The organism is Streptomyces sp. SAS_270, assembly GCF_052543295.1.
Window position 1 is genome coordinate 1 of the sequence record NZ_JBMNDS010000014.1, and the last position, 18,575, is coordinate 18,575.

The window sequence follows — 18,575 nt, forward strand, 5'->3', positions numbered from 1 at the left end:
GGCCTGGGGGCGCAGCCCCCCGGTACAGGGGCCGGGGGCGCGCACCAACGCTCCCGGCCAATCCGTGCACACCGCTTCCCACCGGCAGGTGTGACGCGCGACACTCGCAGGCGCATGAACGTTGCCGCCTTGGACCGAGGGGTCCGCGGAAGTGAGGGCAAGTCATGTCCGTGCACGACGAATTGACATCAGTCCAGCGCTGTCTCGACGACCTGGCGAGGTCCGTGGGGCGCCTGGAACAGCAGTTGGGCGCGAGCCTGGAGATGCGGCGGGTGCGCGCAGACGCCGATCACCTGCGGGAGAGCGTCGCGCTGCTGCGCGAGGGCGCCCCGGTGCCGGCCCAGCCCCGGCGCCCCGACCTCCTGTCCATCCCCGACACCCCGTACGACAACAGCCTGTGGACGGACTCGGACGACGAGGGACTCGGCGCCCGAGACCGGCACGCCCCCTGAACCCGACCGGAGTCTCCCGTTGGCCACTGGTACGGAACCCCATCTGAACAGCGGCGGCGTACGGTCCGGTACGCGTGCCGCGATCGCCGCCCCGCATCTGCGGACGGACCGCTGGTGGCTGGCGCCCGCCGTCACCGCGGCCGGGCTGCTGGCCTTCGTCGTGTACTCGACGTGGCGGGCCTTCGCGGACACGAACTACTACGCGGCGCCCTACGTCTCACCGTTCTACTCGCCCTGTCTGGCCGAGCGCTGCCGGACCATGCACGCCGGGCCCAACGCGGACCTCTTCGGGAGCTGGTGGGGCATCTCCCCAGCGATCATCATCCTGATCTTCCCGCTCGGCTTCCGGCTGACCTGCTACTACTACCGCAAGGCCTACTACCGGGGCTTCTGGGCGTCCCCGCCCGCCTGCGCGGTGGCCGAGCCGCACAAGAAGTACAGCGGCGAGACCCGCTTCCCGCTGATCCTGCAGAACATCCACCGGTACTTCTTCTACGCGGCGATCCTGGTCGCCTGCGTGCTGTCGTACGACACCGTGCTCTCCTTCCGCGACGAGCACTACAACTGGGGCCACATGGGTCTCGGCACCCTGGTGTTCCTGGTCAACATCACGCTGATCTGGGCGTACACCCTCTCCTGCCACTCCTGCCGGCACATCGTCGGCGGCAAGCTGAAGCACTTCTCCAAGCACCCTGTGCGCTACCGGATGTGGCAGTGGGTCGGGAAGCTGAATGCCCGTCACATGCTGCTGGCCTGGGCGTCGTTGGTGAGCGTGGCGCTCGCCGACTTCTACGTGTACCTGGTCGCGTCCGGCGCCTTTGACGATCCGAGGTTGTTCTGATGTCCGTGGTCGACCGTCAGGAGTGGGATGTCGTCGTGGTCGGCGCCGGGGGCGCCGGACTGCGCGCGGCCATCGAGGCGCGGGAGCGCGGCGCCCGTACGGCGGTGATCTGCAAGTCGCTGTTCGGCAAGGCGCACACGGTGATGGCCGAGGGCGGCATCGCGGCCGCCATGGCCAATGTGCACTCCGGGGACAACTGGCAGGTCCACTTCCGCGACACCATGCGGGGCGGCAAGTTCCTCAACCAGTGGCGGATGGCCGAACTGCACGCGCAGGAGGCCCCGGACCGGGTCTGGGAGCTGGAGACCTGGGGCGCGCTCTTCGACCGTACGAAGGACGGGCGGATCTCGCAGCGCAACTTCGGCGGCCATGAGTTCCCCCGGCTGGCGCACGTCGGCGACCGCACCGGACTCGAACTCATCCGCACGCTCCAGCAGAAGATCGTCTCGCTGCAGCAGGAGGACTATCGGGAGACGGGCGAGTACGAGAGCCGCCTGAAGGTGTATCAGGAGTGCACCGTCACACGGATCCTGAAGGACGGGCGACAGGTCTCGGGCGCCTTCGGCTACGAGCGGGAATCCGGCCGGTTCTTCGTCCTCGAAGCGCCCTCGGTCGTGATCGCCACCGGCGGCATCGGCAAGTCGTTCAAGGTGACGTCGAACTCGTGGGAGTACACGGGCGACGGGCACGCGCTGGCGCTGCTCGCCGGGGCGCCGCTGCTGAACATGGAGTTCGTGCAGTTCCACCCGACGGGCATGGTCTGGCCGCCGTCGGTGAAGGGCATCCTCGTCACCGAGTCGGTGCGCGGCGACGGCGGGGTGCTGCGCAACTCCGAGGGCAAGCGGTTCATGTTCGACTACATCCCCGACGTCTTCAAGGAGAAGTACGCGCAGTCGGAGGAGGAGGGAGACCGCTGGTACGAGGACCCGGACCACAACCGGCGTCCCCCGGAGCTGCTCCCCCGCGACGAGGTCGCCCGCGCCATCAACTCCGAGGTCAAGGCGGGCCGCGGCACCCCGCACGGCGGTGTCTTCCTGGACGTGTCCACGCGAATGCCCGCCGAGGTCATCCGGCGCCGGCTGCCGTCCATGTACCACCAGTTCAAGGAGCTGGCGGACGTCGACATCACCGCGGAGGCGATGGAGGTCGGGCCGACCTGCCACTACGTGATGGGCGGCATCGCGGTCGACTCGGACACGGCGGCCGCACGCGGCGTGCCCGGCCTGTTCGCGGCCGGTGAGGTAGCGGGCGGCATGCACGGCTCCAACCGGCTCGGCGGCAACTCGCTCTCCGACCTGCTGGTGTTCGGGCGGCGGGCCGGGTGGCACGCGGCCGAGTACGCGGCGGGGGTCGCCGCCACGGACCGCCCCGGTGTGGACGAAACCCAGGTCGACACGGCGGCGGCGGAGGCGCTGCGGCCCTTCTCGGCCGAGGGTCCGGAACCCGGCGCCGAGAACGGACGCCCGCCCGAGAACCCGTACACCCTCCACCAGGAACTCCAGCAGACCATGAACGACCTGGTCGGCATCATCCGCCGCGAGGCCGAGGTGGCGCAGGCCCTGGAGAAACTCGCCGACCTGCGCGTGCGGGCGCGCCGGGCGGGGGTGGAGGGCCACCGTCAGTTCAACCCGGGCTGGCATCTGGCCCTCGACCTGCGCAACATGCTGCTCGTGAGCGAGTGCGTGGCGCGCGCCGCGCTGGAGCGCACCGAGTCGCGGGGCGGCCACACCCGCGAGGACCATCCGGCGATGGACCGCGCCTGGCGCCGCGTCAACCTGCTGTGCCAACTGACCGACCCGACCGGCGGGTTGGCGGCCACCGACCCGGTACGCGGGCAGATCGACCTCGTACGGGAGACCACCGACCCCATCCGCCCCGACCTGCTTGCCCTCTTCGAGAAGGAGGAGCTGGTCAAGTACCTCGCCGAAGAGGAGCTCTACGAGTGAGCAGCTACGAGGCCCGCTTCAAGGTGTGGCGGGGCGACGTCAAGGGCGGTGGCCTGGAGGACTTCGCGGTCGAGGTGAACGACGGGGAGGTCGTCCTCGACATCATCCACCGTCTCCAGGCGACCCAGGCCCCCGACCTCGCGGTGCGCTGGAACTGCAAGGCGGGCAAGTGCGGTTCGTGTTCGGCGGAGATCAACGGGCGGCCGCGGCTGATGTGCATGACGCGCATGTCGGTGTTCACCCAAGCGGAGACGATCACCGTCACACCGCTGCGCGCCTTCCCGGTCGTACGCGATCTCGTGACGGACGTCGGCTTCAACTACACGAAGGCGCGCGAGGTCCCGGCCTTCGTGCCGCCCGCCGATCTGGGGCCCGGCGAGTACCGGATGATGCAGGAGGACGTGGACCGCTCCCAGGAGTTCCGCAAGTGCATCGAGTGCTTCCTGTGCCAGGACACCTGCCATGTCGTACGTGACCACGAGGAGAACAAGGGCGCGTTCGCGGGGCCACGCTTCCTGATGCGGGTGGCCGAACTGGACATGCACCCCCTGGACGCGGCGGCCGAGGACGGCCTCGACCGCAAGAAGACCGCCCAGGACGAACACGGCCTCGGCTACTGCAACATCACCAAGTGCTGCACGGAGGTCTGCCCCGAGAACATCAAGATCACGGACAACGCCCTGATCCCCTTGAAGGAACGGGCGGTCGACCGCAAGTACGACCCACTGGTGTGGCTGGGGTCGAAGATCAGGAGGCGGTCCTAGCGGGTCGCGGGGTGCGGCGGCCGGGGCGCTGGGCGAGGTACTGGAGTATCAGGCCCGCCATGAACACGGCCCAGCCGCCCCATGCGACGGCGCCGCGCACGCCGTGCGGCGGTCCCGAGAGCGGACCGAGGAACAGGAACAGCGCGCCGCCGACCGCGGCGACCAGCGAACCGTAACCCCACAGCCTCGGCCGCACGACCCGGCCGCGCCCCCATGGCGCCACCCGGCCCGTCGTGAGGGTCACCACGCCCAGTGCCCCCAGCACCGTGAAGACCAATGCCCCTGCCACCGCGAGCCAGTTCATCAGGCCCCCCGTTCCCCCGCGCGCCGAAAGGGCACGCTCGTGGGACGGATGATGACACACGAAGCTGTCCGTCGCGCCCGAGGCCCGGTCACGACACCCAGCCCGCCCGGTACGCCGCCCAGTCCGACTCCCTGGCCGCGAAGTCGACGTAGAGCGCGAGGCCGAAGTGTTCGCGGGTGCGGTCCGTGCGGGAGAGGCCGAGGCGGGCGCCGCGGACGGCTGCGCCGACCGTCTCCGCGTTCCCGTGGTGGCTCAGGTTGTCCTCGTAGTAGAAGGGCAGGCCCATCAGCAGGTCCGTCGACTTCGGGGTGACCTCGAGGGCGAGGGAGGTCTGCTGGGCGACGTATCCGCCGTACAGGCTCTCCAGTGGCATCGCGGTGTCGTACGACATCACGGCTATCTGGTCGACACGGCGCGCGACCTGGCCGAAGTACGACTGGGACCACCACTTGGGGTGTCCGCTGAGCGCGCCACGAATCGAGTTCGCGGCCGGGAGGGGGTCGATCTGGTGGGCGGCGACGGAGAGTTGCGCTCCGGCGGCCCGGGTGACGCGGCGCAGGTCGTCGAGGAGGGAGAGGTAGTCGCGGTTGCCCGAGTGCAGGGGCTCCAGGTCGAAGTGGGCGCCGGCGAAGCCCGCGGCCAGGATCTGCCGGGTGGAGCGGACGACGGCCGCCCGGGTCGCCGCCCGCTCCAGGCGCAGCCCGGTCGGCCCCTCGCTCGCGAGTTCGTCCCCGAGCCACGCCTGCACCCTTACCCCGGGCAGCTCCGTGCGCAGGGCTTCGATCAGCCAACGCGCCTTCGGATAGGCCGACTCGGGCAGCGTGCCGTTGTGCTCCAGCGGGCCCGCGTGCACGTAGAGGTCGCGTATGCCGGTGCTCCGCAGCCGCGTGCCGAGCGCCTTCACGTCCGCGTCCCTTTTGCGCCCGTCGACCCAGGCGTGCCCGAGCCAGAGGGCGTCACGGTTCCTGGTGTGGGTGCCGGGGGCCGGGTCCCCCGCGTAGTTCACGCGCAGGGCGATCCCGGCGGCGAGCAGCGGCACGACCAGGATCAGGACGAGAACGAGCGCGACACGCCGAGGCCAGCGGAGGCGGGGGTCCCGCCAGACACGGGCCAGGGGGCGGAGCCAGGCGGGGGTGCGGGTGGGGCGCGCCGGTGCCTGCGTGTCCGTGCGGGGCTCGGTGGCGTTTGTGGCCGCGGCAGCCTCGGCGGAGTCCGTGGTCACAGTGACCTCGGCGGATTCCGTGGCCGCCGTGGCCTCGGCTGTCTCCGTAGCCGCCGTGGCCTCGGTGATCTCTGTGGTTACAGCGGTCTCGGCGGCCTCTGTGGGCACAGCAGTCTCTGCGGTCGCAGCGGCCCGATCGGTCTCGCTGGTCCCAACGGCCCCCGTGACGTCGGGGGCGTCGGGGGCGTCAGAGGCCACCGTGGCCCCTGACGGTTCTTCCGTCCCCTCCCCCGTCGCGCGCGTCCCGCCGCCCGTCCCCGTGCCCGCCCCGGCGTCCATCCGCTCCACGTCCATCCCCCGTACGTCCTCCCGCGTCCCCCGTTCCCCTCGTACATTAGGCGTCCCCACCGACAGCGCACCCCGCTCGCGCGGCCGCGCATGCGGTCATACGCTCCCAAATGTGACGTCGCCCCTGAGCCGAAGCCGGTCACGCCGAGCCCCGTCGCACATAGCCGTGCGGGTGGCGCATGCCGTGCTCGGGGGGCTCGTGGCCGTGGGCTGGCTGGTGCTGCCCGTCGCGGAAGCCGGAGCCGACGACCCGGTGGCGCCCGCGCGCAACGGCCAGGTCTACGGCAAGGTCGGGGCGCTCGGCGACCGGAAACCCGTCGGCATCGACGCCGTCGCCGCCGGACAGCCCGTGCCGACGCAGTCGGTCACACCGGCCGAGGCCGACCCCGGCGAGGACGAGACCGCCGCCTCCGACCTCGTTCTGCCTGTGGGCGTGGTGGCCGCCGCGGGAGCCGTCGCGGCGTTCACGTATCTGCGGCGCAGGCGGCGTGCGCGCACGCGGACGACGCCGGGCGGGGACCTCCGCATCCCACCGGTCGCCTCGCTTCCCGAACTCGACCGGCAAGCCGGAATGGCGCTGGTCGAGACCGACGACGCGATCCGCACCAGCGCCGAGGAACTCGGTTTCGCCACGGCTCAGTTCGGTGAGGAGGCCGTCACGCCGTACGCGGAGGCCCTCGCGTACGCGAAGTCCGAGCTGTCAGCCGCCTTCCGGCTGCGGCAGCGGCTCGACGACGCCCTCCCCGAGGACGACGCGGACAGGCGGCGGATGCTGGAGGAGATCGTCGCGCGCTGCGCGCAGGCGCAGCGGCGGCTGGACGCGGAGGCCCCCGGCTTCGACCAACTGCGCGCCCTGGAACGGGACATGCCACAGGCGCTGGAGCAGGCGGAGACCCGGTTCCGTGAGCTGGCGACGCGCGCCGGAGCCATCGCCGCGACGCCGGCCGACCTGGGCAAGCGGTACTCCCCTTCCGCGGCACTGTCCGTCGCGGGCCATGTCGAACAGGCCAAGGACCGGCTGGTGTTCGCCACCACGCACCTCAACCAGGCCCGGCAGTCCCTCGACCTGGACGACCACGGGCAGGCCGCCGTCCATCTGCGCGCCGCGGAGGGCGCCGTCGACCAGGCGGGCACCTTCCTGGACGCCGTCGACCGGCTGGCCGCCGACCTCGCGACGGCCGCGGCGAAACTCCCCGCCGCGCTCACCGGTACGGAGACCGACCTCGCGGACGCCCGCGGCCTGCTCCAGGGCACGGCAGCGGCCGTACCCCCGGGCGATCTCCAGGGTCGTATCGCCCGCGCCGAGTCCGTCACCGCCGAGGTACGCCGGGAGACGGACTCGGGCCCCTACGACCCCATCGACGCCCTTCGCCGCGTCGAGCAGGCCGACATCGCGCTCGACGAGGCCCTCGCCGGTGCCCGCGCCCGCGAGGACGCCGGCCGGCGCGCGCTCGCCCTCCTCGGCCATTCCCTCGTCACCACCGGCAGTGCGGTCGCCACGGCGTCGGACTTCGTCATGACGCACCGGGGGGCGGTGGGGAGCGAGGCCCGCACCCGGCTGGCGGAGGCGGAACGGCGGCTGGCCCGGGCGGAAACCGCTGCGACCGTCCCCGAGACCCCCGACGCCTCTGCCGCCCTCGCCGACGCCCGGCAGGCCGGCGGTCTGGCCCGGGAAGCGCTGCGGCTCGCCGAGCGGGATGTGCGGGCGTACGGGAATCCGTACGACGGCGGGACGGTGGCCGGAGGGCACGGCGGCGGGGGCATGAGCGGAGCCGTCCTCGGCGGAATCATTCTCGGCGAAGCCGGATCCGGAGCCGGAGTCGCAGGTCACGCCCGGCAGGGAGGCGGGCCCGGAAGCTTCGGCGGGGCCGGGACCCGTGGACGCAGGGGCGGCGGCGGACGCTTCTGATCGGCACAGCCCCCGAGCACCCTCGCCCCTCGCCCCTCGCCCCTCGCCCCTCGCCCCTCGCCCTCAAGGCAACGCCTCCTAGAACAGGCTCAGCAACGCCTCCGCCGGGTCCGTCAGTCCCGTCCCCCCGTCAGGGAGCGGGAGTTCGAACCAGACCGTCTTGCCGCGGGGCGTACGCCGTGAGCCCCAGGCCGCGGAGAGCAGCCCGACGAGCTGGAGGCCGCGACCGCCCTCGTCGGTGTCGCGCGCCCGGCGCCGGCGCGGCTGGACGAGCCCCGCGTCCCAGACCTCGCACACCAGCGTGCGGTCCAGGAGCAGCCGGAGTCTGATCTCGCCCTCGCCGTAGCGCAGCGCGTTGGTGACCAGCTCGCTGACGAGCAACTCCGTGGTGTCGATGAGTGGTTCGAGGTCCCAGGACTGCAGCCGCGTTCGCGCGTACTCGCGGGCCCGGCCCACGCTGCGCGGCTCGCGCGGGAGCGTCCAGTCGCCGACCGAGTCGACGGGCAGCCCCTGTACACGTGCCATCAGCAGCGCGATGTCGTCCTCGCCGTGGTGTGTGTCGAGCGTGCTCAGGATGTGGTCGCAGACGTCCTCCAGCGGCTGGGAGGGGTCGGTCAGGGCGCCGACGAACGCTTGCAGGCCCTCGTCCAGCGGGTGGTCGCGGGATTCGACGAGGCCGTCCGTGTAGAGGGCGAGAAGCGCACCCTCCGGCAGCTCCACCTCCACCTCCTCGAACGGCTCACCGCCGACGCCGAGCGGCATGCCCGGCGGCACGTCGAGCATCAGCGCGCTCTCGCCGGGCTCGACGAGGACGGGCGGCAGATGGCCGGCGTTGGCGAAGGTGCACCGCCGGGTCACCGAGTCGTAGACCGCGTACACGCACGTCGCGAGGTACACCTCGGAGAGGTCGGCGTCGCGGGGCTGGCGGGCGGTGCGGGTGGCCTGCTGGACGCCGCCGGGGGTGCCGAGGCCGCGGGCGATCTCGTCCAACGCGGAGAGGACTTCCGCCGGTTCGAGGTCCAGCAGGGCCAGGGTGCGCACCGCCGTGCGGAGTTCGCCCATGGCGACGGCGGCGCGCAGGCCGCGGCCCATCACGTCGCCGACGACCAACGCCGTGCGGTGGCCGGGCAGTTCGATGACGTCGAACCAGTCGCCGCCGACCTCGGTGGCCGCGTTGCCGGGGAGGTAGCGGCAGGCGATGTCCAGGCCGGAGGCCTCCGGGTCGCCCGGGGGCAGCAGGGAGCGCTGGAGGATCAGCGCGCGCTCGTGCTCACGGCGGTAGAGGCGGGCGTTGTCGATACAGACCGCTGCGCGCGCCGCCAGCTCCACCGCGAGGGCGCGGTCGCGGTCGCCGAACGGCTCGCTGCCCTTCGTACGGGAGAACTGGGCAAGGCCCACGACGGTGTCGTGCGCGACCATGGGCACGGCGAGCGTGGACTGGATGAGGCCGCCTTCTTCGGCGGGCAGATGCTGGGGGCGGGCGGTGCGCAGGGCGTCCGCGCAGGGGGAGTTGAACGGGAAGTGGTGGACGGCGCCCGGGGCGACGGGCGCGGGCCCGCCGACGAAGGGCGCGTCGGAGACGGCGCTGGCGAACGCGACGCGGCGCAGTTCGGCGCTGCCGTCGGCGAGCCCGGGCGGTGCCTCGTCGCCGGCCAGGAGTCCCTGGTAGAGGTCGACGGTGGCGAGGTCGCAGAAACCCGGGACGACCACGTCGAGGAGTTCGCGGGCGGTGGTCTCCAGGTCGAGGGAGTTGCCTATGCGGGCGCCCGCCTCGTTCAGAAGGGCGAGATTGCGCCGGGCGGAGGCCGCTTCGCGGGCGGCGGCGCGGCGGGCGGTGATGTCGGTGCCGAGCCAGGCGATCCCGATGGGGCGGCCGGTGCCGCTGTGCACGCGGTAGAGGTTGACGGACCAGTGGCGGCGCTCCTCGGAGCCGGGCACGAAGCCCGTGACGTGCATGTCCGTGATGGAGTCGCCGGTCTCCAGGACGCGGCGGAGCGTGGCGCGGACGCGCTCGGCCTCGGGGCGCGGCAGATAGTCGTGAACGGAGTGGCCGCGGTGGTCCTCGACGGTCCCTCCGAAGACCGAGGCGAACCGTTCGTTGGCGCGGCGGATCCGCAGGTCGGCGTCGATCAGCAGGAAACCGAAAGGAGATTGACCGAAAATCGCCTGCGAGGCGGCCAGGTCGGTCTCGATCGAGCGCAGCGTGCGGACGTCGACGACGATGCACACAGCACCCCGTTCACCGTCCGCCGTTGTGGTCGGCATCACATAGACCTCGGCGAGCCCCTCCCCCCTTTCGGGGGTGGGCTGGCGGAAGGGGACCACACCGGTCCACTCCCGGCCGTCGAGGATCTCCGCCATCTTGCGCTGTCCGCGCTCGCGCAGATCCGGAGCGACGAACGCCTCGATGGGGTCCATGCCGACGGCGCGCTCGGCAGAAATGCCGAAGACCTGCGCGGCCCGCAGGCTCCACTGGTCGACGAGGCCGTCCGCGCCGATGGAGAAGGACGCGACCTTGATGTAGTCGTAGATCGAGCCGGGCGGGCTGCTCTGCCACACCGCCCCGCCCACGGCATCCCCGGAGCCGTCCGCGGTGGAATCCACCACGGCGTCAGCCCTCGCGCCGTCCGACGGGTCCTCGGACTCCGTGGCCTTCGCTGGTATCTCGCTCACGCGAACCGTCCCCTCCAGCTCACCGCGTCCGGCACCGGTCACCGGGGGCGGCTGCCCGCAGTATCCAGCACTACGGTGCCGCACAACACGGTGTTCACGATCACAGCACGGTCCCGATCATTTTTGGACCGGCCGCGACATACTCCCAGTCTTCTAACCAGGTGACGCCCAGTCGAACCAAAGACTCCGGCTGCCCCTGCTGGCTTGAAACCGCTCGGTCGCCGCCCGCCCCGGACCGACGCCCCCCTGCGCTCCTCGCGCCCCCGCCGTGACGCCCGCGCGGCTGCCCTGCCTGCGGGGGGCGTTCAGCCGGGCAGGGCCAGCTCGAACCAGACCGTCTTCCCGGTGTCGCCGGGCCGGGTGCCCCAACGCCGCGACGAGCACGCCACGAGCTGGAGGCCGCGGCCGCTCTCGTCGTCGGGGTGGGCAGCGCGTTCGCGCGGCGGGTCGGGCAGCGGGTCGGAGACCTCCACCAGCAGGGCGTCCGGCACTGCCGCGGGCCGAATCAGCCGTACGCCGATGGGGCCTGAGGCATGCCGCAGGGAGTTGGTCACCAACTCACTGACCAGCAGCGCGGTGACGTCACCGAGGCCATCGAGGCCCCAGGCGCGCAGTTGCCCCCGGACGACGGCACGGGCGGTGCGGACGGCTCCGGGCTCCGCGGGAAAGGTCCACTCGGCGCGATCGCCTTCGGTGTAGGGCACGCCGATCACTTCCCAGGCCAGAAGCACACCCACGCCCGGTTTCATGGGGTTAATGGGCACATACCCGATATGCACGACGCTTTACCGCGCGTGAGGGCGCACTGTGGCACGAACGGCGTACGAGATGCCCTCGCCTGCCCGCATACGAGAGCGCCACGCGTCGCACGCCTGCGCGCACCCCACCTGCCCGCGTTCCCGCGCAGGACCTGCCCGCGTTCCCGCACAGGCCCCTGCCCCTGCTGCCCCGACCGCGGCTCCTACGCCTGCGCACCCAGCGCCGACAGCACGCTCTTCACCGCCGGCACGTCCTGGTCGAGCCAGTCCACGTCCCAGATCTCACCGGGGGTCAGCCAGCGGAGTTCGTCGTGGTCCTCAAGAGGGCGGGGCTCGCCGGCGAGCAGCCGGGCGGTCCACACCCGCAGGACGTACCCGGGCCTGAGGGGCCATTCGCCCTCGACGCGTTCCATCGGCGCCGCCTCGATGCCCAGTTCCTCGCGCAGCTCGCGCACGAGGGCGTCCTCGGGGGCCTCGCCGGGTTCGACCTTGCCGCCCGGCAGTTCCCAGCGTCCGGCCAGTTCGGGAGGTGCGCTGCGGCGGGCCGCCAGCAGGCGTCCGCCGTGGAGCAGGGCGGCCGCGACCACCACGATCGGTTCCGTCATGCGCCGGAGCCTACGGGAGCGCCGCCCGGCTCCGGGCTCGGTCGATCACCGGGCCGCGCCGTTGCCGTTCTGGGCGATCCTCTCGACCCAGTAGAGCTGCTTGTGTCCGCGGTCGTCGAGGCTGTCCGCGATCTTCTGGGCCTCGGCCCTGGTCGCGTACCTGCCGACGCGGTAGCGATTGCCGTTGTCGTCCTGCCGTATGACGAGCCAGGGAAGAGTGATCGTGCCGTCGTTCATCGCGCCCCTCCACTTCCCGTCCCCGGCCCGCTGCCCCGTGCTCCGCACGGGGTTCGAGCAGGAGGGACCCCCAGTGCCCCGCCCTCTAAGGAAACCGCAATCCGCATATGCCCGAGCCTACGCCTAACCTTCACGCAGCGAATACGGCTTTTCACAAAGAGGTACGCAACAAGCCAAGGCGTGCCGTCGGTTTCGAACAGCGGGCGCGGGAAAGGGACTTCAGGCGCGGGCGAACTGCTTCACCCGCACAGCTGGGCTGCTTCACCGGCAGGTTGGCCCGGATACGGGCTGCTTACCGGCAGGTTGGCCCGGATACGGGCTGCTTACCGGGTAGATGAGCCCGGAGACGGGTTACTTCACCGGCAGGTGGTACGCGATCCGGTAGCGGTCCGCCGGGACGACGATGTCGGCCGTCTCGACCGGTCGCCCGGACGCGAAGAACGTCCGCTGGATGACGACGACCACATGCCCGGGTACGCCGCCCAGCGCGAGGAGTTCCTCGGCGAGCCCCGGGCGGGCGCCGACCTCCTCCGTGACGTTGTCCACGACGACGTCGATGGCGGCCATGCGCTCGACCACGCCCATGCCGCCGAGCGGACCCTCCTCGGGGAGCATCACCGGCGTGCGCCCCGTGACCGCGAGCGGCTCCCAGGAGGTGGAGAGCATCATCACCTCGCCGCCGTCCCGGAAGACGTACTGCGTGCACATCACCCGGTCGCCGGGCTGGATGCCGAGCCGCTCGGCGATGGCGCCGCTCGCCTCGGCCTGCCTGCTGTGCGACTCCCAGGTGCCGCGCGCGGCGACGTCCGCCTGTTCCTGCCGGAACGGGGTGGCCCCGCTGTCCGGCCGGAACCCGGAACGGGCGACGCTGCGGGGCACGGGCCGCTCCCGCACATACGTCCCCGAGCCGGAGCGCCCCTCGACCAGCCCCTCGGCCATCAGGACCTTGCGCGCCTCCAGGGCGACCGTGTCCGAGACGTTGTACTCCTCGCGGATGCGGGCCTGCGAAGGCAGCCGCGTATGCGGTGGCAGCGAGCCGTCGACGATCTTCTTGCGGAGATCACCCGCGACACGCAGGTACGCCGGCTGCTCACCGAAAGTCACTGGCCGCTCCCATCAGGTTGTACAGACAGCAACAGCCTGGCAACCGTGGGTTGTGCCATGCAAGCAAAGGCCAGAGAATCACTCGATGTGATGACTTGTGCCCACGGGGGGCTTTACGCAGGCACTTTCTCCCCGGTATAGCCGCCGTCACACCTCAATCCCGGTGTCGCCTCCACCACCGCTCTGGTCACCGCCGTCCTCGTCGTAGGCCGGCGGGGTGGTGGCGAGGCCCAGAGCCTTGCGTGTGGTGACCGTCTTTCGGGGGTCGATGTACTTCATGGCCTTCTCGTAGTGGGCGTAGAAGGCGTCGGGGTTCTTCGCGTCGGCCGCCTTCGCCCACTCCCCCTGCGAGAGGCCGATGTTCTTCACCAGGGCGGCCATCGGCCCGGCCACGGCGTCCGGCCAGGTGTGGCCGCGCAGGGTGCCCGTCTGCTCGGTGAGCGCGTGGGACATCCGGTCGGCCCACTCCTTGTGACCGGGCAGGTCGTCCTCGACGTACTCCTCGTCGGGGGCCGAGTTCATCGCCGAGTTGAGGAGGTGGGCGGCCTGCAGATAGGCGACCTGGTCCGCGTCGAGCGTCGTGGCGTCGTTGCGCAGGGAGCCGGTGAGCGTGCCCGCCTCGTCCGTGTTGCCGAACATGCAGGTGACCTCGCGATCGCCGAGGCGCCAGCTCTGCCGGGTGGGCGTGAAGTAGTAGACGTCGACGTCGCCGGGGAGGGCCCAGACGTCCATCGCGTACGTGTCCTGGAGCGTGTAGCACTTGTCGTCGGCGGCGTCGGTGACCTCGTTGTCGCCGGGGTAACTCCCGTCGTCCATCTCGAAGTTCGCGAAAACCTCGGCGTCGTGCCGCCCGCTGCACGGCACCGTCTCGACGTCGTACGCCATGCCCTCCAGGGCGTCGCCCGGTGCGTCGATGCAGTCGCCCTTGTCGAGCGAGAAGGCGGAGCCGCCGCTGCCGCGCGAGTCGTCCGCCGCGTCCCGGAAGCCGTCCCAGAAGTCGCGCGCGCCACCGGTGACTAGCGCGACGACGAGCAGCACGACGCCGACGGACGACATCACCATGCCGCCCACCGCCATCCCCTTGCCCCGCTCGCCCCGCTTCTTGATCTGGCGCAGCGCGACGGCCCCGAGGACCAGCCCGACGGCGGGCAGGAAGCAGAGGATGCCGAGCACGAGCGCGGAGATCGCGAGGCCGTTGACGGGCACGGGCCGGTTGAACGGGGAGTAGCCCTGCCCCCAGGGGGCGTAAGGAGTGCCTCCGTACGGCTGCTGGTACGGGCCGCCCTGGTCGTAGGGGCCGCCGCCCTGGGGGTACTGCGGGTAGTGCGGGTACGGCGGCGGGTACGAGCCTTCGGGCTGCTGCTGCCCGGGCGGCGGCGGTATGGCCACGGGTACCTTGCTCCTAGTCCGGGTGGTGCAGAACTGGCGTACGACTGCCGTACTGCTGGGCAGATCGTAAGCGCGCGGCCGGCAGGGACGGTATGCGGGCGGCAAACGGGACCTTTCCCCGCAGCGAGCCGGGTCGCCGATCCGGAGCCGCGGCGCGCGGCGCATCTACCCTGCGCTCATGACTCCCTTGCCGGATTGCTTCTGCCCCACGGACGGCACGCGCGTCCCCGCCGGCTCGCTCGCCTGGTGCTGCCCGGCCTGCCGTGGTCCGCTCGACCTGGACTTCTCGCCGACGCCCGCCTCCCTCAAGTCCCTTGCGGGACGGGTCAATTCCCTGTGGCGCTACGCGGAGTGCCTGCCGCTCGCCGCCCCCACGGTCAGCCTCGGCGAGGGCCGCACCCCGCTCGTCCCGCTCAGGGACGGCGTCTCGGCCAAGCTCGACTTCCTGATGCCGACGCTGTCGTTCAAGGACCGGGGCGCGGTGCTGCTCGCCGAGCTGGCGCTGCGGCTGGGCCCCCGCCGGGTGATCGCCGACAGCAGCGGCAACGCGGGCACGGCGATCGCCGCGTACTGCGCACGGGCCGCACTGCCCTGCACGGTCTACGTCCCCGACGGCACGTCGCCGAAGAAGCTGGAGCAGATCGGGGCGCACGGGGCCCGGCTGCACATCGTGGACGGCGACCGCGAGGCGACGGCGACCGCGGCGCGGGAGGCGGCGGACGAGGAGGGCACGTTCTACGCCTCGCACGTCTTCAACCCGTACTTCCTGCACGGCACGAAGACGTACGTCCACGAACTGTGGGAGGACCTCGGCGGACGGCTCCCCGACGTGATCGTCGTGCCGGTCGGCAACGGCACGCTGCTGCTGGGCGCGGCACTGGCGGTCGCCGAGCTGCACACGGCGGGGCTCATCGACCGGCGGCCCGCCCTGTACGCCGTCCAGGCCGCGGCGGTCGCCCCGCTGGCACGGGCCTGGGACGCGGGAGCGGGCGACCTGGTCGGCGTCACCTCCATGGCGCCCACCTTCGCGGAGGGCATCGCGATTCCGCGTCCCCCGCGGGCCCGGCAGATCCTGCGCGCGGTACGCGAGTCCGGCGGCGCCTTCCTGACCGTGACGGAGGATCAGATCCGGCATGCCCAGCGGGACTTGGCCTCGCGCGGACTGTACGTCGAGTCGACGGGGGTCGCCTGCTGGGCAGCCGTACGGGAGGGCTCCCTCGGCGAACGCAGCGCCGTCGTACCGCTGTGCGGGGCGGGGTTGAAGACGGGGCTGGCCCGGGCGTAGGCCCGTCACGCCCCGCGATCTCGGGCTCGGCAGTACCGCAGTACCCGTGACGTTCATCCTTGAGGCCCAGGGGCCGGTCCGACTTCGGCGGTCACCACCGTCGGGGTCTCCGCGTCGGCCTGAGCGAGGACGGCGCCTCCCGGAGCCCACAGCGCGGCGCGGCCGCAGCCCGTCCACGCGCCGGCCGGACCGACATGGTTGGCCAGGACGACATGCAGGGGGAAGTCCTTGGCGATGCCCGGATACACCGACTCCAGTTCGCTCACTCCACCGCCGATGCCGTACAGCGAGCTCGCCAGATGCACATGGCACCCGTCAGCGGCGCCCCGGGAGACCAGATCCGGGAAGTGGTTGTCGAAGCATGTCGCCAGGGCGAAGCGCAGCCCGCCGAGCTCGAACCGCCCGTCGTTCCGGCCTGCCAGGAACACACCCTGCTCGTGCTCGAACAGATGCTGCTTGCGGTACGCGGTGACCAGTTCGCCGTCGGCTGCGAAGACCAGTGTCTCGATGGCGGGCCGGTTCCCGCCCGTCGCGGTGGCGCAGTTGATGACGGTGGCGATGCCGCCCGTCCTGAGCGGGTCCAGGCGGGGATCGTCCGGCTGCACCCAGAGATCTCTGTCGGCGCGCAGTGCCTCGAGTTCGTACCCGGTCGGCGCCAGCTCGGGAAACACCACCATTTCGGCGCCCTGCGCACCCGCCTCGGCGGCGAGAGCAGCCATCTGCCGCACATTGGCCCCGATGTCCGCGGGGACACAGGTGAACTGGGTTGCCGCGATCCTCATGGCGGTCAGCCTGCCAGCCCGGGCGGCGGTACTCGCAGACAGGGGCCGGATCCGAAGATCCGGCCCCTGACCTGGAGTTCTATTGCCTGACCGGCACCTCGGCCGATCAGGTCCTCAGCCCGTCACACGTTGAAGCGGAACTCCACCACATCGCCGTCCTGCATCACGTACTCCTTGCCCTCCATGCGGGCCTTGCCCTTCGCGCGGGCCTCGGCGACCGAGCCGGTCTCGACGAGGTCGGCGAAGGAGATGACCTCGGCCTTGATGAAGCCCTTCTGGAAGTCGGTGTGGATGACTCCGGCGGCCTCGGGGGCGGTCGCGCCCTTCTTGATCGTCCAGGCGCGGGATTCCTTGGGGCCGGCCGTCAGGTACGTCTGGAGGCCGAGGGTGTTGAAGCCGACGCGGGCGAGGGTGGCGAGGCCCGGCTCCTCGGCGCCGACCGACTCCAGGAGCTCCATGGCGTCCTCCTCGTCGAGCTCGGCGAGGTCCTGCTCCAGCTTGGCGTTGAGGAAGATCGCCTCACCGGGGGCGACCAGCGCGCGCTGCTCGGCCTTGAACTCCTCGTCGGTCAGCTCGTCCTCGTCCACGTTGAAGACGTAGAGGAACGGCTTGGTGGTGAGGAGGTGCAGGTCGTGGAGGAGCTCCTCCTTGCCGGAGCCCTGGGCGATGCCCATCGAGAAGAGCGTGTCGCCCTTCTCCAGGATCTCCTTGGCCGCCTCGACCGCCGCGACCTTCGGGACCACGTCCTTCTTGATGCGCGACTCCTTCTGGAGGCGCGGCAGGACCTTCTCGATGGTCTGGAGGTCGGCGAGGATCAGCTCGGTGTTGATCGTCTCGATGTCGTCCTTGGGCGAGACCTTGCCGTCGACGTGCACGACGTTCTCGTCCTTGAAGGCGCGGATGACCTGGCAGATCGCGTCGGACTCGCGGATGTTCGCGAGGAACTTGTTGCCCAGGCCCTCGCCCTCGCTGGCGCCGCGCACGATGCCGGCGATGTCGACGAAGTCGACGGTGGCGGGAAGGATCTTCTGCGAAGCGAAGATTTCGGCCAACTTCGTGAGGCGGGCGTCCGGGACGCCGACCACGCCGACGTTCGGCTCGATCGTGGCGAACGGGTAGTTGGCCGCCAGCACGTCGTTCTTGGTCAGGGCGTTGAACAGGGTCGACTTGCCGACGTTGGGCAGGCCGACGATTCCGATCGTGAGCGACACGTTGCGACTTCCCGTACGAGAGGATGGGGGCTGGGCTGGGACTGCGTGGGCCCGGATCCATGTTCTTTGTACGGGCCGATCCCCCAGTCTACGGCGTGCGCGGCCCCGCCCCGGCGGCGTATCGAACGCTTGGCCAAGGTTGACCAAGGTGCGCCCAACCGCGTGTCTGAAGGGCTATTCCACACATAAACCGACCTAAGTTGGTCCAGTGGAGCAACACAGGACGCGTCCCCCTCAGCAGAGACCTCGACGCGGCACGCCTTTTCCGGCACAGGCCGGGCGAGGGGCGGCCGTCGGCGTACGGCGGGGTGCGTCCGCTGCCCGACGGTCCGCGCCGCCGCTGGTCCAGGCCGTACGGCGGATGCCGAACCCCCGGCTGACCGGGCTCGGCAGCGGGCTGTTCGCCGGTGCGGCGATGTTCGCGCTCGGCTGCCTCGACCAGCTGCTGTTCGGGGCCTCGCTCACGGTGTACGGGGTGCTGTTCCTGCCGGTCTGCGCGCTGACCGGCCTGTGGGTGCGGCGCGGCGACCTCGTGACGGCGCCAGTCGTCGTCCCGATCGCCTTCGCCTTCGGACTGCTGCCCGTCGCCGACGGGGGCGGCGGGCTCGGGGGCCGCGCCATGGGGCTGGCCACCGCGCTCGCCACACAGGCGGGCTGGCTGTACGGCGGGACGCTGGTCACCGGGCTCATCGCGACCGTGCGCAAGGTGCGGCTGATGAGCCGCCGGGCGGCCCAGCGGCGGGCCCAGCAGGCCGCCGGGCAACCGCGGCGGCGCCCGGTGTGACACAGGGCCGCCGGCAGCACT

General features: G+C 71.5%; 17 protein-coding genes. 7 read left to right on the plus strand and 10 right to left on the minus strand.

Annotation, left to right across the window (positions count from 1 at the left end):
- Positions 1–164: 164 nt before the first annotated feature.
- From ACN6LB_RS12275 to ACN6LB_RS12290, 4 genes are read left to right on the plus strand one after another with little or no spacing between them, the layout of a single operon-like run.
- Positions 165–452 carry a hypothetical protein gene (locus tag ACN6LB_RS12275; protein WP_356136804.1) on the plus strand — a complete coding sequence of 96 codons (288 nt, stop codon included), beginning with the start codon at positions 165–167 and terminating at the stop codon, positions 450–452.
- Between the two features lie 19 nt (positions 453–471).
- Entirely contained in the window at positions 472–1,293 is an 822-nt protein-coding gene (locus ACN6LB_RS12280; RefSeq protein WP_445025840.1) for a hypothetical protein, read from the plus strand.
- The gene (locus tag ACN6LB_RS12285) at positions 1,293–3,239 is read left to right on the plus strand and encodes a fumarate reductase/succinate dehydrogenase flavoprotein subunit (RefSeq protein WP_445025841.1); all 1,947 of its coding nucleotides are present in this window, start codon (positions 1,293–1,295) and stop codon (positions 3,237–3,239) included. Before ACN6LB_RS12280 ends, ACN6LB_RS12285 begins: the two co-directional genes overlap by 1 nt.
- Entirely contained in the window at positions 3,236–4,003 is a 768-nt protein-coding gene (locus ACN6LB_RS12290; RefSeq protein ID WP_445025842.1) for a succinate dehydrogenase/fumarate reductase iron-sulfur subunit, read from the plus strand. Before ACN6LB_RS12285 ends, ACN6LB_RS12290 begins: the two co-directional genes overlap by 4 nt.
- On the opposite strand, the gene ACN6LB_RS12295 is transcribed toward ACN6LB_RS12290, so the two are convergent.
- Together ACN6LB_RS12295 and ACN6LB_RS12300 are read right to left on the minus strand one after the other, a co-directional pair.
- On the minus strand, positions 3,987–4,307 hold the full coding sequence (locus ACN6LB_RS12295) for a hypothetical protein (protein ID WP_445025843.1): 321 nt from the start codon (positions 4,305–4,307) through the stop codon (positions 3,987–3,989). The two genes, ACN6LB_RS12290 and ACN6LB_RS12295, sit on opposite strands and share 17 nt — an antisense overlap.
- 88 nt (positions 4,308–4,395) lie before the next feature.
- Positions 4,396–5,637, minus strand: coding sequence for a hypothetical protein (locus ACN6LB_RS12300; RefSeq protein WP_445025844.1), 1,242 nt, complete (start codon positions 5,635–5,637; stop codon positions 4,396–4,398).
- A 292-nt stretch (positions 5,638–5,929) separates the two neighbouring features.
- Between ACN6LB_RS12300 and ACN6LB_RS12305 the strand changes: the two genes are divergently transcribed.
- Positions 5,930–7,726, plus strand: coding sequence for a TPM domain-containing protein (locus ACN6LB_RS12305; RefSeq protein ID WP_445025845.1), 1,797 nt, complete (start codon positions 5,930–5,932; stop codon positions 7,724–7,726).
- Between the two features lie 78 nt (positions 7,727–7,804).
- Here the strand turns inward: ACN6LB_RS12305 and ACN6LB_RS12310 are convergent, their stop codons facing one another.
- The 6 genes from ACN6LB_RS12310 to ACN6LB_RS12335 form a co-directional block, all read right to left on the minus strand.
- Complete coding sequence (locus ACN6LB_RS12310) at positions 7,805–10,399, minus strand: SpoIIE family protein phosphatase (protein ID WP_445025846.1); 2,595 nt, start codon at positions 10,397–10,399, stop codon at positions 7,805–7,807.
- 305 nt (positions 10,400–10,704) lie between these two features.
- Positions 10,705–11,148 (minus strand): ATP-binding protein, encoded by a 444-nt coding sequence (locus ACN6LB_RS12315; protein WP_356136792.1) that lies wholly within the window; start codon positions 11,146–11,148, stop codon positions 10,705–10,707.
- A 212-nt stretch (positions 11,149–11,360) separates the two neighbouring features.
- Complete coding sequence (locus tag ACN6LB_RS12320) at positions 11,361–11,762, minus strand: (deoxy)nucleoside triphosphate pyrophosphohydrolase (RefSeq protein ID WP_356136789.1); 402 nt, start codon at positions 11,760–11,762, stop codon at positions 11,361–11,363.
- A 45-nt stretch (positions 11,763–11,807) separates the two neighbouring features.
- Positions 11,808–11,999 carry an SPOR domain-containing protein gene (locus ACN6LB_RS12325; protein ID WP_356136787.1) on the minus strand — a complete coding sequence of 64 codons (192 nt, stop codon included), beginning with the start codon at positions 11,997–11,999 and terminating at the stop codon, positions 11,808–11,810.
- 351 nt (positions 12,000–12,350) lie between these two features.
- Positions 12,351–13,103, minus strand: a complete 753-nt coding sequence (locus tag ACN6LB_RS12330; RefSeq protein ID WP_356136785.1) for a GntR family transcriptional regulator — start codon at positions 13,101–13,103, stop codon at positions 12,351–12,353.
- A gap of 147 nt (positions 13,104–13,250) precedes the next feature.
- Complete coding sequence (locus ACN6LB_RS12335; RefSeq protein WP_445025847.1) at positions 13,251–14,492, minus strand: DUF4190 domain-containing protein; 1,242 nt, start codon at positions 14,490–14,492, stop codon at positions 13,251–13,253.
- Positions 14,493–14,670: 178 nt separating this feature from the next.
- Here ACN6LB_RS12335 and ACN6LB_RS12340 point away from each other — a divergent pair, with 178 nt between their 5' ends.
- On the plus strand, positions 14,671–15,777 hold the full coding sequence (locus ACN6LB_RS12340; RefSeq protein ID WP_445025848.1) for a threonine synthase: 1,107 nt from the start codon (positions 14,671–14,673) through the stop codon (positions 15,775–15,777).
- A gap of 53 nt (positions 15,778–15,830) precedes the next feature.
- Here the strand turns inward: ACN6LB_RS12340 and ACN6LB_RS12345 are convergent, their stop codons facing one another.
- Positions 15,831–16,559: a carbon-nitrogen hydrolase family protein gene (locus ACN6LB_RS12345; protein ID WP_445025849.1), complete on the minus strand. Its 729-nt coding sequence runs from the start codon at positions 16,557–16,559 to the stop codon at positions 15,831–15,833.
- A gap of 122 nt (positions 16,560–16,681) precedes the next feature.
- Complete coding sequence (ychF, locus tag ACN6LB_RS12350; protein ID WP_356136777.1) at positions 16,682–17,770, minus strand: redox-regulated ATPase YchF; 1,089 nt, start codon at positions 17,768–17,770, stop codon at positions 16,682–16,684.
- Between the two features lie 361 nt (positions 17,771–18,131).
- Here ychF and ACN6LB_RS12355 point away from each other — a divergent pair, with 361 nt between their 5' ends.
- A complete protein-coding gene (locus tag ACN6LB_RS12355; RefSeq protein WP_445025850.1) occupies positions 18,132–18,554 on the plus strand; it encodes a DUF6542 domain-containing protein in 423 nt (140 codons plus the stop codon).
- The last annotated feature ends 21 nt before the right edge of the window (positions 18,555–18,575 follow it).